The 13,790-nt window shown below is 69.2% G+C and carries 10 protein-coding genes; 8 read left to right on the top strand and 2 right to left on the bottom strand.

Annotated features, from left to right (window positions below; all coding sequences use genetic code 11):
* Positions 1-2,313, top strand: a 2,313-nt coding sequence (locus VLF18_RS16195; RefSeq protein WP_325280666.1) for a TolB family protein, incomplete at its 5' end; no start/stop codon positions are given.
* A gap of 40 nt (positions 2,314-2,353) precedes the next feature.
* Here the strand turns inward: VLF18_RS16195 and VLF18_RS16190 are convergent.
* Positions 2,354-3,703 (bottom strand): OmpP1/FadL family transporter, encoded by a 1,350-nt coding sequence (locus VLF18_RS16190; RefSeq protein ID WP_325280665.1) that lies wholly within the window; start codon positions 3,701-3,703, stop codon positions 2,354-2,356.
* Positions 3,704-3,921: 218 nt separating this feature from the next.
* On the opposite strand from VLF18_RS16190, the gene VLF18_RS16185 reads away from it, so the two are divergent.
* From VLF18_RS16185 to VLF18_RS16155, 7 genes are all read left to right on the top strand, one after another.
* Positions 3,922-4,947, top strand: coding sequence for a quinone-dependent dihydroorotate dehydrogenase (locus VLF18_RS16185; RefSeq protein WP_325280664.1), 1,026 nt, complete (start codon positions 3,922-3,924; stop codon positions 4,945-4,947).
* Positions 4,944-6,002, top strand: a complete 1,059-nt coding sequence (murB, locus tag VLF18_RS16180) for a UDP-N-acetylmuramate dehydrogenase (RefSeq protein ID WP_325280663.1) — start codon at positions 4,944-4,946, stop codon at positions 6,000-6,002. Before VLF18_RS16185 ends, murB begins: the two co-directional genes overlap by 4 nt.
* Before the next feature lie 109 nt (positions 6,003-6,111).
* Positions 6,112-7,902, top strand: a complete 1,791-nt coding sequence (locus tag VLF18_RS16175; protein WP_325280662.1) for a DUF1800 domain-containing protein — start codon at positions 6,112-6,114, stop codon at positions 7,900-7,902.
* Positions 7,903-7,913: 11 nt separating this feature from the next.
* Positions 7,914-9,278, top strand: coding sequence for a DUF1501 domain-containing protein (locus VLF18_RS16170; RefSeq protein ID WP_325280661.1), 1,365 nt, complete (start codon positions 7,914-7,916; stop codon positions 9,276-9,278).
* Positions 9,279-9,432: 154 nt separating this feature from the next.
* Positions 9,433-10,281 (top strand): HlyC/CorC family transporter, encoded by an 849-nt coding sequence (locus tag VLF18_RS16165; protein ID WP_325280667.1) that lies wholly within the window; start codon positions 9,433-9,435, stop codon positions 10,279-10,281.
* Positions 10,271-11,551 carry a DUF4105 domain-containing protein gene (locus tag VLF18_RS16160; RefSeq protein WP_325280660.1) on the top strand — a complete coding sequence of 427 codons (1,281 nt, stop codon included), beginning with the start codon at positions 10,271-10,273 and terminating at the stop codon, positions 11,549-11,551. Before VLF18_RS16165 ends, VLF18_RS16160 begins: the two co-directional genes overlap by 11 nt.
* A 108-nt stretch (positions 11,552-11,659) precedes the next feature.
* Positions 11,660-12,436: a substrate-binding periplasmic protein gene (locus tag VLF18_RS16155; RefSeq protein WP_325280659.1), complete on the top strand. Its 777-nt coding sequence runs from the start codon at positions 11,660-11,662 to the stop codon at positions 12,434-12,436.
* A gap of 60 nt (positions 12,437-12,496) precedes the next feature.
* Here the strand turns inward: VLF18_RS16155 and VLF18_RS16150 are convergent.
* Positions 12,497-13,790 (bottom strand): bifunctional diguanylate cyclase/phosphodiesterase (locus VLF18_RS16150; RefSeq protein WP_325280658.1); only part of this gene is annotated, 1,294 nt, incomplete at its 5' end.

Here is a 13,790-nt window from a genome sequence, read left to right as displayed (position 1 = left end):
CCCCGCCGGCGGCAACGGCGGCGCTCCGGCGCCGCCGTTGTTGCGTTTGCCGCGTTTGTCACTGGTTTACTTTTTTCAACACGCGCCGCGCAGGCGCAGTCGATTCCCGCGCTCGTATTCGTCGAGCGCCAGATTCCCACGAACGGCAACACGCACTGGCCGGCCAACGCCCTGCCCGGCGTCGGCGCGTACGCGCGCCTGCGTCCGGCCGCGCCCGCGCGGCTGCGCGTGCGCGACAGCGACGGCACGCTGCGCACCTTGCTCGACGGCGCCGCGCCGAACGCGCCGCTGATCGACATGGCCGGTCCCAGCGTGAGCTGGGACGGTCTGCGCATCGCGTTCGCCGGACTGGCGCCCGGCAGCTGGAACACCGCGCCCGGCGCGAATCCCGGCGGCTGGCGCATCTATGAAATCGGTGCCGACGGCAGCGGTCTGCGCGCCGTCACGCACAGCGACATCGCGGCCGACTATTCGCAGTTCGGCGCCGGCGCCGCACCCTGGCCCTACGACGACTACGACCCGGCATGGCTGCCCGACGGTCGCCTCGTGTTCGCATCCACGCGCTGGCCCGCGTTCGCGCACGATGCCGACGCGCGCACGTCGAACCTCTGGGTCGTCGACGCGAACGGCATGCGGCTGCATCGCATCACGAGCGAGCGAAACGGCGCGGACCGTCCGCTGATCGATCCGGTCAGCGGGAAAATCGTGTACTTCCGCTGGTGGCGCAATCAACGCCTGCCGGCCGACGGCATGAACGACATTCCGGTCGCCGCCGGCCAGCCGCAGCTCGGCTGGCTGCAGCACGGCGGCCTGACCACGCAGTCGACGCCCGGCGCGCGCAACGGCTGGCAGATCGTCAGCGTGAATCCCGACGGCAGCGAGCTGGTGCTGTTCGGCGGCAAGCCCGACAGCGACGCCGACGGCTTCGGCTACGGCGGCGGTTTCGCCGCGAACGGCACGCTGTACGCGAACTATTTTCCGTCGCATCAGCTCGCCGACGCCGCGGGCTTCGGCGGCATCCGCGCGTACCGCCGCGGCGCGACGCAGTGGAGCGCGCATTCCGGCGTGACGCGACGCGATCCCGCGTTGCGCATACCCGGCACGCCCGACGCGGCGCAGCTCTACGCCGGGCCGTATACGACCGACGCGGAAGTGCTGCCCGACGGCCGTCTCGTGTTCGCGCGCGCGGCCGATACGACGCAGGACTACGGCCTGTGGATCGCCGCGGTCGGCGCATCGCCGCAACCGCTGCACGACCTGCCCGGAACGGCCGAGCTGCGTCCGCGCGTGCTCGCGGCACGCACGCCGCCGCCGATTCTGCCCGACGTCTATCGCGACCAGCCGATGACCGCGCCGTACCCGCAGTTCCTGCCGCCGCCGGCGGGCGGCGCGCCACGCGACGGCACCTTCGTGTTCGATGCGCGCAACGTCTACGCGAACGCGGCCGTCGACGTCGACATCCCGAGCGCGCCGGCCGTCGGCAGCGCGGCGAGCATCCGCTTCTACGCCGACCACCAGCGCACCGCGCTCGGCACGTTTCCGTCGCTGGACTGGCCGCTGTTCCTCGGCGAGCAGGCGATCTCCGCGGCCGGCCGCGTCAGCGCGAACGCGCCGGCGTTCCTGCCGCTTTTTGAACAAGTGCGCAGCGCCGCGGGCGCCGGCTATGCGGTGCCGCGCACGGGCTGGCCGCGCGGCGACGGCCGCGCGCACGTCGCCGGCATGAACCACGACCGTGCCGGCGTCGCCGCGCAATGCAGCGGCTGCCATGCGGGACACACGTTGATTCCGGTGCCGGGCGAAGCGGACACGCCGTGGTCGAACCTCGCGCCCGGCGCGGCGCTGCGCGCGAGTTCGACGCGGCCCGGCGCGAACCGCGACGGACTCGTCGACCGCCAGGTGTTTCTCGGCCCCATCCGCGCGTACTGGACCTCGTCGCCGGGCCAGGTCAGCGGCCAATGGGTCGAACTCGAATTTCCGGTGCCCGTCGCGGTGCGCCGCGTGCGCCTGTACAACCCGCGCCCCGGCGACGAAGCGAACTGCAGCCTGCAGGTCACCTCCACGCGCGTGACCGTGCGCGATGCGAACGGAACGGTGCTCGACACGCGCACGACCGGCAGCCTGTTGCTGTTCGGCACCGACGTCGGTTTTCCCGACGTGACGGCGCGGCGCGTGCGCGTGGAAATCCTCGGCACGACCGGCACGTTCGATGGCTCCGCCGCGGCAGGGCTCGCCGAAGTCGAAGTCATCGCGAAAGGTCTTGCGGTGAATGCGCTCGCCGAGGACCGGCTGTTTCGCGACGGCTACGACCCGTAGGTTGGGCTTCGCCTGCGGCTCAACCCAACCTGCGTGAGCTTCAGAACGTGAACGACGCCGACACGCCGAGCAGATTGCCGCTGCTGTCGTACGTGCCTGCCAGGCGATTGCCGGTCGCGGTGCGCGTACTCACTTCGGCATCGTTGACGAAGATGTGGCCGTAGCCGAAGTCGATGCTCGTCGTGTCGCTCGGCGTGTAGCCGAGGCCGACCGTGGCCCAGCGGCGCGTGCCGTCGGGAACGCGCGGCGTGCGCGTCGCGACCTGCGTCGGCGAGCCGTCGACGGCGATGCCGGCGCGCAGCACCCAGGTCGGATCGAAGCGGTATTCCATGCCGATCGAGCCGAACCACGTGTCCTGCCAGTCGAACGCTTCGACCGCGTCGGGCTGCGCCGGATTGGCGTAGTCGACGACGAGCTTGTCGAACGTCGACCAGCGCGTGTAGCCGACGTCGGCACCGAGGCTGAAGCGGTCGTTGAACGTATGCCACCAGCTCGCCGAGGCATTGGCCGGCGTCGTGAAGCCCGCGGTTCCGGGCGTGTCGACGAACACCGCGTTGCCGAGCGCCGGATTGACCGCGGTCACCGCGGCCGGCACATCGAAATGCCCCGTGCCCGACAGCGTGTGCACGACCTGCGAGTGGAAATTCAGGCCGATGCGGTCGGCGTCGGTGGGCTGCCAGAGCAGGCCTACGCCCCAGCCCCAGCCCCAGTCGTCGCCGTCGACGCGCGCGAAGCCGTCCTGCGACTGCGGCGCGACGGGTGCGCCGCCGGCCGCGAGGATCGCGCCGAAATCGACGGCCTGGGAGAGTTCGGCTTTCGTGCGCTGGGCGACGACGCTCGCGCCGATCGAGAGCCGGTCGTTGACGCGGTATGACGTCGACGCGGTCAGGTCGATCGCCTGGAACATCGATTTGTAGGCGCTGTAGCGGCCGGCCCAGCCGCGGTCGTAGTCGGTCTCGAAGCCGAACGGCGCGCTGACGGCGAAGCCGAGGCGCCAGTCTTCGTTGAGCGGCGTGATGTAGTACAGCGCGGGAATCGGCTTGGTCACGCCGCCGTCACCGCCGTCGCCGCCGGTCAGCGGGCGGCCGATCGCATCGGTGCCGGAACCGGAGAATTCGGTGCTGAACTGCACGCCGGTCACGTCGGCCTGGAAGATCGCGCGGTCGACTTCGCTCATCGCGGCGGGATTGTTGACGACGACCGCAGCGTCGCCAGGCGCGGCGCCCGAGCCCGCGAACGCGCGGCCCAGTGCCTTGACGCTGTTTTCCTTGAGCTGGAACGCGCTCGCCGAGGCCTGCGGCGCGGCGGCCGCGGCCAGCGCCGCGAGCACCGCGGCGGCAACGGCACGGAAAACGAGAGGATGGGAAGTGTGAATAATTCTAGTTGTCACGGGAAAGCTCCATTGTGGTCCGACTCCCCCGTCCGTCGCGGATGCTAGTACGCATCGACACGCCGGTGCACCGTCGGTTCAAACGACCGTTCATCGGCGATACACGCGACATCGCCCAGCGGCCGCAGGCCTCGTCCGCAAGGCCGAGCCGGGCTCCGACGGTGAACCCGCGCCGCATCCGTGGCACGATGCGCGCCCCGCGCCGCCGTTGTGTCCGCATGTACCAGCTCGCCCGCCCGTTCCTGTTTTGCCTCGACGCCGAAAAGGCGCACGAACTCGCGCTGTCGTCGATGGAACTCGCCTACCGCACCGGCCTCAACCCGCTGCTCGCGAGCCGCCCGGCACCGCTGCCGGTCGATCTGTGCGGCATCACGCTGCCGAACCCGGTCGGTCTTGCGGCCGGACTCGACAAGAACGCGGCACACGTGGATGCGCTGGCCGCGCTCGGCTTCGGTTTCGTCGAAGTCGGCACGACCACGCCGCGGCCGCAGGCCGGCAATCCGAAACCGCGGCTGTTCCGGCTGCCCGAGCACGACGCCATCATCAACCGCCTCGGCTTCAACAACGCCGGCGTCGACGCGCTCGTGAAGAACGCCGAGGGCGCACGCTTTTCCGGCGTACTCGGCATCAACATCGGCAAGAACAAGGACACGCCGAACGAGGACGCGGTCGACGACTACGTCTACTGCCTCGAGCGCGTCTATGCGCGCGCGAGCTACGTGACCGTGAACATCTCCTCGCCGAACACGCAGGGCCTGCGCGACCTGCAGGAAGAGGAAACGCTGAAGCGCTTCATCGCGACCCTGCGCGAACGCCAGGAACGCCTCGCCGCGCAGCACGGCACGCGCAAGCCCATGCTGCTGAAGATCGCGCCGGATCTGAGCGAGACCGAGCTCGACGCGATCGCCGACGTGCTGCTCGCGACCGGCATCGACGGGCTGATCTGCACCAACACGACGATCGCGCGCGACGCGGTCGCCGGTCATCGCCATGCGAACGAAACCGGCGGTCTGTCGGGCCGCCCGGTGTTCGCGCGCTCGACCGCGGTGCTCGCGGGCATGGCGCGGCGCCTCGGCGGGCGCGTGCCGCTGGTCGGCGTCGGCGGGATTCTCGACGGCGCCGGCGCGCTCGCCAAGCGCGAGGCCGGCGCGACGGCAGTGCAGATCTACAGCGGCCTGATCTACCGCGGACCGGCGCTCGTCGCCGAATGCGTCGAGCGTCTGCGCACGGGCACGCGCGCATGAGCGACTTCCCTGTCGCGCCCGCGCGCCTGGACGGCAACGGCTACAGCATTCTCGAAGACGCCTCGCTGGCCGGGCGCAATACCTTGCGCGTCGCCGCACGCGCCGCGCTGCTCGTCGATGTGCGCGACGCGCGCGCGCTCGCCGAAGTGCTCGCATTTCCGCTGATCGCGAACGCGCCGCTGCTCGTGCTCGGCGAAGGCAGCAACCTGCTGCTCACGCGCGACGTGCCAGGCGCCGTGCTGACACTGTCCACGCGCGGCATCGCGATCCTCGAGGAACGCGACGGTCGCGCGCTCGTTCGCGCCGAAGCCGGCGAGAGCTGGAACGATCTCGTGCACTGGGCGCTCGGCCGCGGCCTGGCCGGCCTCGAAAACCTCGCGCTGATTCCCGGTACGGTCGGCGCGGCGCCGATCCAGAACATCGGCGCCTACGGCGTGGAGCTCGGCGAATTCGTCGAGGCCGTCGAAGCCTGGGATCGCCAGACGCGCGCGCTCGTGCGCGTGGACCGCGCGGGCTGCGGCTTCGCCTACCGCGACTCGCTGTTCAAGCGCGAGCCCGCGCGCTGGATCGTCACCGCGCTCGAACTGCGCCTGCCGCGTACGCCGGCGCTGCGCCTCGACTATGCCGGCGTGCGCGAGGAACTCGCCGCGATGGGCGTGGCCGAGCCGACGCCGCCGCTCGTCGCCGAAGCCATCTCGCGCCTGCGCCGGCGCAAGCTGCCCGACCCTGCCGTGATCGGCAACGCCGGCAGCTTCTTCAAGAATCCGGTCGTGGACGCGGCGGCCGCGGCGGCGCTGAAAAAAGCACATGCGACGCTGCCGTCATGGCCGCTCGCCGACGGCCGCAGCAAGCTGTCGGCGGCCTGGCTCATCGAACAGGCCGGCTTCAAGGGCTGCCGCGAGGGCGACGCGGGCATCGCCGCGCAGCACGCGCTCGTTCTCGTCAATCACGGCTCGGCGAGCGGTGCCGAACTCTGGGCGCTCGCGCAGCGCGTACAGGCCGAGGTCGCCGCACGATTCGGCGTCGCGCTCGAGGCCGAACCGCGCGTCGTCTGACGGTTCGCCGCTACCGCTCGTCTACGACCTGCGTCGATCTGGGACGACCTTCACGCCATTCGTTTGCGCACGGCTTACGCTTTGGCGGATCTCCCGCCCTGGAAACATCATGGCCAGCGTATTTGCGAGCCAAGTCCTGAGCCGCCGCCAGCTGATCCAGTCGCTGGCCGGCGCGATCGGCGTCATCGAACCCGCCGCCATGCGCCGCCCCGGCAAGGCATCCGTACAGACAGCCAAAGCGGCCGCGCAGCCGAATCTTGCAGTGCCGCCGGGCCCGGTGCGCTGGTTGCAGAAAGCGACGTTCGGCTTCAACCAGGGCGACTTCGTCGCGTTCTACGGCCTGCCCGGCGCAACCGACGACGACCGCTGGCAGAGCTGGGTCACGCGCCAGCTCGATCCGGCGACCATCGTCGACTCGGCCTGCGACGCGCGGCTGACGTCCGGCGGCTTCACGACGCTCGGCAAGACCATCACGCAGCTCTGGACCCAGCACCGCTCGGTCACGACGAACTACACCCTGCGCATGCAGCCGGTCGCCGAGATCGAGTGCGCGACGACGATCCGCGCGATCTACTCGCAGCGCCAGCTGTACGAGGTCATGACCGACTTCTGGCACGACCACTTCAGCACCTTCGGCTGGGACTACGACGCCGGCCCGATGTTCGTGCACTACGACCGCGACGTGATCCGGCCGAACGTGTTCGGCAACTTCCGCACGCTGCTCGAAGCCGTCGCGCGCTCGACGACGATGATGTACTACCTCGATCTCTACGCGAGCACGGTCGCCGGGCCGAACGAGAACTACGCGCGCGAACTCATCGAGCTGCACACGCTCGGGGCCGAGAACTATGCCGGCGTCATGGATCCGACCGATCCGTCGCTGCCGGTCGGCATCATCGGCGACGGCCAGTCGGCGCGCCTGAAGTACGTCGACGAGGACGTCTACGAATCGACGCGCGCGCTGACCGGCTGGACGATCAAGAACGGCCACTGGCAGTACCCGGCCGACAACGACGGCACGTTCGTATTCCGCGATTCGGCCGACTGGCACGACCGCTTCACGAAGTACGTGCTCAACCGCCGCTTCGCGCCCGACCAGGGCCAGCAGGACGGCTTCAAGCTGTTCGACCTGCTCGCGTCGCATCCGGGCACGGCGAACTTCATCGCGCGCAAGCTCTGCCGCCGCTTCATCGGCGACGATCCGCCGCCGGGCCTCGTGGCGAGCATCGCGCAGCTGTTCCAGAACACCTGGCAGGCGCCCGACCAGCTCAAGCAGGTCACGCGCGCGATCCTGTTGAGCAGCGAATTCAAGAGCACCTGGGGCACGAAGGTGAAGCGCCCGTACAACGCGCTCGTCGGCTCGCTGCGCGGCACGCTGGCCGAGTTCACGCCGACGCTCGCGACTTACGGCACCGAGTGGTCGACGAAGGACGAGATCAACTCGCGCGTGCAGCAGGCCGGGCAGCGCAAGTTCTACTGGCCGGCGCCGAACGGCTACCCGGACCGCGCGTCGGCCTGGGCCAGCACCGGCAGCCTCGCGATGACCTGGAAGATGCTCGTGCGCCTGACCGAGATCCATCAGCAGGTCGGCCACGACGGCGCGCGCCCTTACGTGATCGACATCCTCGGACGCACGAACGCGGCGATCCCGGCGGCCAGCCGCACGGCGACGAACATCGTCAACTACTGGTGCGACCTGATCCTCGGCTTCCGGCCCGAGCCGATCTACACCAAGGCCATCGACTTCCTGCGCCAGAACGCCACGCCGACGGAGGTGCTCACGCTCAACGAGGTCTGGGCCGGCGGCAGCACTCCGAATCTCAAGAACCACTACACCCAGTCGCGGCTGCGCTCGACGATCGCCCTGATCCTGTGCAGCCCCGACAACCTGCGCCGCTGAGGAGAACCCGAATGTTCGATCGTCGCGATTTCCTCAAGACCTGCGGCGTCGGCGGCGGCGCCGTCGCGCTGGCCGGCACGACCAAGCTCGCGTTCGCCGCGGCCCAGGCCAACAGCTACGACACGCTCGTCGTGGTCTATCTGCGCGGCGGCATGGACGGGCTCAGCCTGTTCTCGCCGGGCGGCAGCAACGCCAACCGCGGCGCCTACGAAACCGCGCGTCCGACGCTGAAGGTGCCGCTGTCGGGCACCGGCGCCGGGCTTGCGGTCAGCAGCGACCAGTGGCGGCTGCATCCGCGCGCCACGCAGCTGCGCGATCTCTACACCGCCAACAAGCTCGCCGTCGTGCTCGGCGCCGGCATGCCGGCACCGGTCACGCGCAGCCATTTCGACGCGCAGGCGAACATGGAAGTCGGCCTCGCCGGCCAGGGCGGCGGCGTGGGCTGGCTCACGCGCGTGCTCGAAACCGCGAACCTGCCGGGCACCGTGCAGATTCCCGCGGTCAGCGCCGGCAGCATCACGGCGACGAGCCTGCTCGGCAGCACCGAAACCATCACGATGGGCAGCGGCTCGGACTTCCGCATCGATTCGGGCTCGTGGGCCTGGAACGTCGAGCCGGACTTCCGCACGACTGCGCCCCCGGGGGCGCGCGGGGTCTTCGGCATGCTGCCCGACCTCTGGAGCGAGGCCGGCGCGTTCGAGGAAGCCGGACGCCAGACCATCGACGCGCTCAACGTGATCAAGCCGATCGACTTCGGCGCCTACGCGCCGGCCAACGGCGCGGTCTACGACTCGGGCAGCGGATTCGCGCAGCAGCTCAAGATGCTCGCGACGCTGATCAAGCGCGACGTCGGCATGCGCGTCGCGACCGTCGACCTCGGCGGCTGGGACACGCACGACGGCCAGGGCAGCCCGGTCAACAGCTACGACTTCTTCGGCAACAAGGTCGAGGAACTCTCGCGCGCCCTCGGCGCGTTCTACACCGACCTCAACGGCACCGGCGCGGCCAACTACGCAGCGACGACCAGCATCGTCGTCATGAGCGAATTCGGCCGGCGCGTGCGCGAGAACGACGACGGCGGCACCGACCACGGCTACGGCAACATCATGATGGCGCTCGGCGGCTCGGTGAACGGCGGCCAGACCTTCGGCACCTTCGCCGGCCTCGCGACGAACCAATTGTTCGAAGGCGCCGACGTCATGGTGACGACCGACTACCGTCGCGTCATGTCCGAAGCCGTGATCCGCAGGCTGCGCAATCCCAATGTGTACTATGCGTTCCCGGGCTATTCCGGCTACACCCCGCTCGGCATTTTCCAGGGCACGGATCTGCCGCCGGCGGGAAGCGACCGCATTTTTGCGAATGGGTTTCAGTAGGCCGCGGGAGTCGGGAGTGGAAATCGGGAATCGTCGGAGCGGAACGTAACTCATTGATTTGTTGCGCTCCGCGAGCGCCGTGCGTGTCATGGCGCCGGTGCGGCGCTCTGCTACACTCGGCCTCCCGCCCCGCATGGGCAAGTTGCCGCGACTGATGAGCGAGGACCACCCTAGTACGCCCGCCCACCGTTCCTGGTTCGATCGTCTGAGCCAGGCGCTGTCGGGCGAGCCGCGCAATATCGAGGAACTGCTCGACGAACTGCGCCAGGCGCAGGCCAACGGCCTCCTCTCCAACGACACGCTGTCCATGGTCGAAGGTGCGATCGAAGTCGCCGATCTCACCGTCGCCGACGTCATGGTTCCCCGCGGACAGGTCGTCAGCCTGCCGGCCAACGCGCCGTTCCAGGAAAATCTCGCGGTCGTCATCGAATCGGGACATTCCCGCTTCCCGGTCCACGGCGACGAAAAGGACGAGATCCTCGGCATCCTGCTCGCGAAAGACCTGCTGCGCTGCCTGTCCGACGGCGCGCCCGCCGACGTCCGCCTGCTGCTGCGCCCGGTCGCGCTGATTCCCGCGTCGAAGAAGCTCAACATCCTGCTCAAGGAGTTCCGCCTCTCGCACAACCACATGGCCATCGTCGTCGACGAATACGGCGGCGTGGCGGGTCTCATCACGATCGAGGACGTGCTCGAACAGATCGTCGGCGACATCGACGACGAGCACGACGACGACGACGATGACGACAGCGCGTCGCGCCAGGTGACCGAGATCGACGGCCGGTGGCTCGTCAATGCGCTGACGCCGATCGCCGATTTCAACGACCGCTTCGGCAGCGCCTTCCCGGACGAGGAATTCGACACGATCGGCGGCATGGTCACGGCCGAATTCGGCCACCTGCCCGAAACCGGCGAGGAGATCTCCTTCGGCGGCTTCGACTTCCACGTCAGCAAGGCCGACGACCGCCGCGTCCACCAGTTCACCGTCCGCGTGCATGCGAGCTGAGCTGCTGCAGCGGCTGTTGCAGCCGCTGTTTACGATCATCCTGCTGCTTGCGCTGCTGCCGATCGCCGCGGCGCAGACCGCCGGGTCCGAACCCGGCAGCGAACTGCAGGTGTCGCTGCTGACCTTCGGTCCCGGCGAAATCTACTGGGAACGCTTCGGCCACAACGCGATCGCGATCCGCGACATGCGCAGCGGAGAAGGCGTCAGCGTCAATTACGGCATTTTCGATTTCGAGGAAGAATCGTTCTTTCTCAATTTCCTGCGCGGCCACATGACTTACACGATCGAGGCCGCACCGCTCGATCGCGACATCGCCTATTACCGCGACGAAGGCCGCGACGTGCTCGAACAGGAACTCGATCTCGCACCGGCGCAGCGGCTCGCGCTGCGCGAATTCCTGCAATGGAACCTGCGTCCGGAAAACGCGAAATACCGCTACGAGTATTTCACGTCCAATTGCTCGACCAAGGTGCGCGACGCGCTCGACCGCGTGCTCGGCGGCGCGATCCGCCGCGGCCTCGAGACGCGTTCGCGCGGCTACACCTACCGGCTGCAGGCCGACAACCTGCTCGCGCCGATCGCGGGACTGATGCTGCCCATGGATCTCGGCCTCGGCCCCTATGCGGACCGTCGCCTGTCGTTCTGGGAAGAAAGCTTCATTCCGGCCGAATTCGCGAAGCATCTGTCGCTGGTGCAGGTCGACGGCGACGACGGCAAGGCCCGGCCGCTGGTGCGCGCGACGCGCGTGATCGCGAAGGCGGGACCCGCGCTCGCCGCGGACGAGCGCGCATTCCTGCGCCGCAACGGACCGTATCCGATCGGCTACGCCGCGCCGGTCGCCGCCGCCAGCGCCGCACTGAGCCTGCTGCTGCTCCTGCTCGCGCGCTCGTCGCGGCCACGCGCGGCGCTCGCGTTCGCACTGGCGGCCTGCACATTCGCGCTCGCGATGGGGCTCGGCGGCCTGCTGCTCGCCGCCTTGTGGCTGCTGACCGAACACGTATCGGCCTGGCACAACGAAAACCTGCTGCTGCTCGATCCGCTGCTGCTCCTGCTGTTGCCGGCGCTGTGGCGCACGCGGCGACCGGCCGCGCGCAGCGGTCGCACCGCGCGCGCGCTGGCCTGGGTCGTGCTGTCGCTCGCCGTATTCGCGCTCGCGGCCAAGGTGCTGCCGTGGTTCGTGCAGGACAACGCGGTCTGGATCGCGCTGCTGCTGCCGCCGCATCTGGTCATCGGCTGGCGGCTGTTGCGGGCGGAGGCCGGGAAAGCGTGAAGAGGAGTGAGAAACGTGTGACAGCGCAGCGGCTGAGCACTCGTTTCTCACTCCGCTGCACTCTTTCCTGACCTTGGCGCTTGTAGCAAACGCCACTAGTATCGCCGCATGCGTTTGTCGTCCGCCCTTGCCGTCCTGCTGCTGTCGCTGCCGTCGTTCGCGACGGCGGAACGGTTGCAGGTCAGGCTCGCGACGCTGGAATGGCCGCCCTACGTCGGCGCGTCGCTGACCGGTCAGGGCTATGCCGCGCAAGTCATCCGCACGGCCTGCGAACGCCGCGGCGTCGACGTGACGTTCGATCTGATGCCCTGGGCTCGCGCGCTGATGCTGGGTCTGCGCGGCGATGTCGCCGGCGTCATGCCCGAATACCGCAATGCGCAGCGCGAGGCGGAATTCGCGTTCTCCGCGCCGTTCCCGGGCGGTCCGGTCGGCCTGTACAAGCGGCACGGCGACGCGATCGCCTATGCGGTCGATCCCGGCCGGGACCTCGATGCGGCGCTGCGCAGCGTCGCGCGCCATCGCATCGGCATCGTGCGCGACTACATCAACAACACCACGTTCGATCGCGCCGACTATCTCGATCGCGAGGAAGCCGCGAACGACAGCGTGAACCTGCGCAAGCTCGCGCACGGCCGCGTCGATCTCGTGTTCGTCGACCGCTGGGTCGCCGAATATCTGCTGCAGAACGATCCGCTGCTGCGCGACGCGAAGATCGAGATGCTGCAGCCGCCGATCGAGGAACCGGCGCTGCACGTTGCCTGGTCGCGGCAGTCCGAAGCGGCGGCGGCGGCGCGGCCGCTCTGCGACGAAGGATTCGCCGAACTGCAGCGCGAGGGCACGATCGATCGCCTGCGCGAGCGCCACGGGCTCGCGCCGAAGAACTGAGCCGGTTGGCGCAATGCGCTGCGCCTATTGCGCGCTACGGTCATTCTTCGTTAAAGGCCGTTAGCCCGCGACGGTCTGCTTCTGCTTCGCGTAGCTCAGTGCATCGGCTTCGCGCAGGCCGCAGCCGAACAGCATGCCCTGCAGCAGATCGCAGCCGATGTCTTCGAGAAAGCGCCGCTGGCCCGGCGTTTCCACGCCTTCGGCGGCGACCTGCAGGCCCAGGCTGTGGCCCAGGCCGACGATGGCGCGCACGATCGTCGCGTCGCTGAGATCGGTCAGCACGTCGCGCACGAAGCTCATGTCGATCTTGAGCTTGGTCACGGGCAGCTGCTTGAGATAGCCGAGCGACGCATGGCCCGTGCCGAAGTCGTCGATCGCGATGCCGATGCCGAGCGCGCGCAGCTTGCGCAGCGACTCTGCGGCATATTTCACATTGTCAACAATTGCGGTTTCGGTGATCTCGAGCTCGAGCGCCGATCCGGGCAGGCCGTGCGCCTCGAGCGCCGCGGCCACGCGTTCGTAGAGATTGCGCTCGCGCAGCTGTGCGCCGGACACGTTGACCGAAATCGGTACGCCCTGCCCGATGCCGCGCCAGACCACGGCACGCGCGCAGGCCTGATGCAGCACCCAGTCGCCGAGCGCCTGGATCGTGCCGTTTTCCTCGGCGAGCCGGATGAAGCTCGCCGGACGCAGCAGGCCGAACTGCGGATGCTGCCAGCGCAGCAGCGCCTCCATGCCGTGCACGCGGCCGCTGCCGGCGGCGACGAGCGGGTCGAACACGAGCTCGAGTTCGTCGCCGATCGCGCGGCGGCGCAGGTCCTGGCTCAGCCGGCGGCGCGTCGCCGATTCGTCGTCGCGCGCCGCATCGAAGAACGTCGCGCCGCGCAGGCCGTCGCCCTTGGCGTGCGCAAGCGCCGACTCGGCGTTCTGCAGCAGGTTTTCCGCGCTGTCGGCGTCGTCGGGATACAGCGCGCTGCCTGCGCGCACCTCGACCGGAAACACGCCGGCCGGCAGTTCGATCGGACGCGTCAGCACCGAGCGGACTTCGGCGAGCAGATGCTCGACCGCCGCGCGCGACGCGGCGTCGTAGATCAGCAGCGCGAACTTGTCTTCGACCACGCGCGCGAGGAACACGCCGTCGATCGCGTCGAGGCGCCGCGCGAACTCGCGCAGCACGTCGTCGCCGACGCTGCGGCCATAGGTTTCGTTGGTCGCGCGCAGGTTGCACAGATCGACGATCAGCAGCGCCAGCGGCGCACCACGGCTCGCCGCGGTCGCGACGGCGTGACCGAGCCGCGTCAGCAGCAGGTGACGGTTCGGCAGGCCCGTGAGGTCGTCGAACTGCTGCAGATAG

Origin of the sequence: Tahibacter sp. (assembly GCF_035481375.1) — a bacterium.
In the GTDB taxonomy this organism is placed as follows: domain Bacteria; phylum Pseudomonadota; class Gammaproteobacteria; order Xanthomonadales; family Rhodanobacteraceae; genus Tahibacter.
This window is presented reverse-complemented; position numbering and strand designations above follow the sequence as displayed.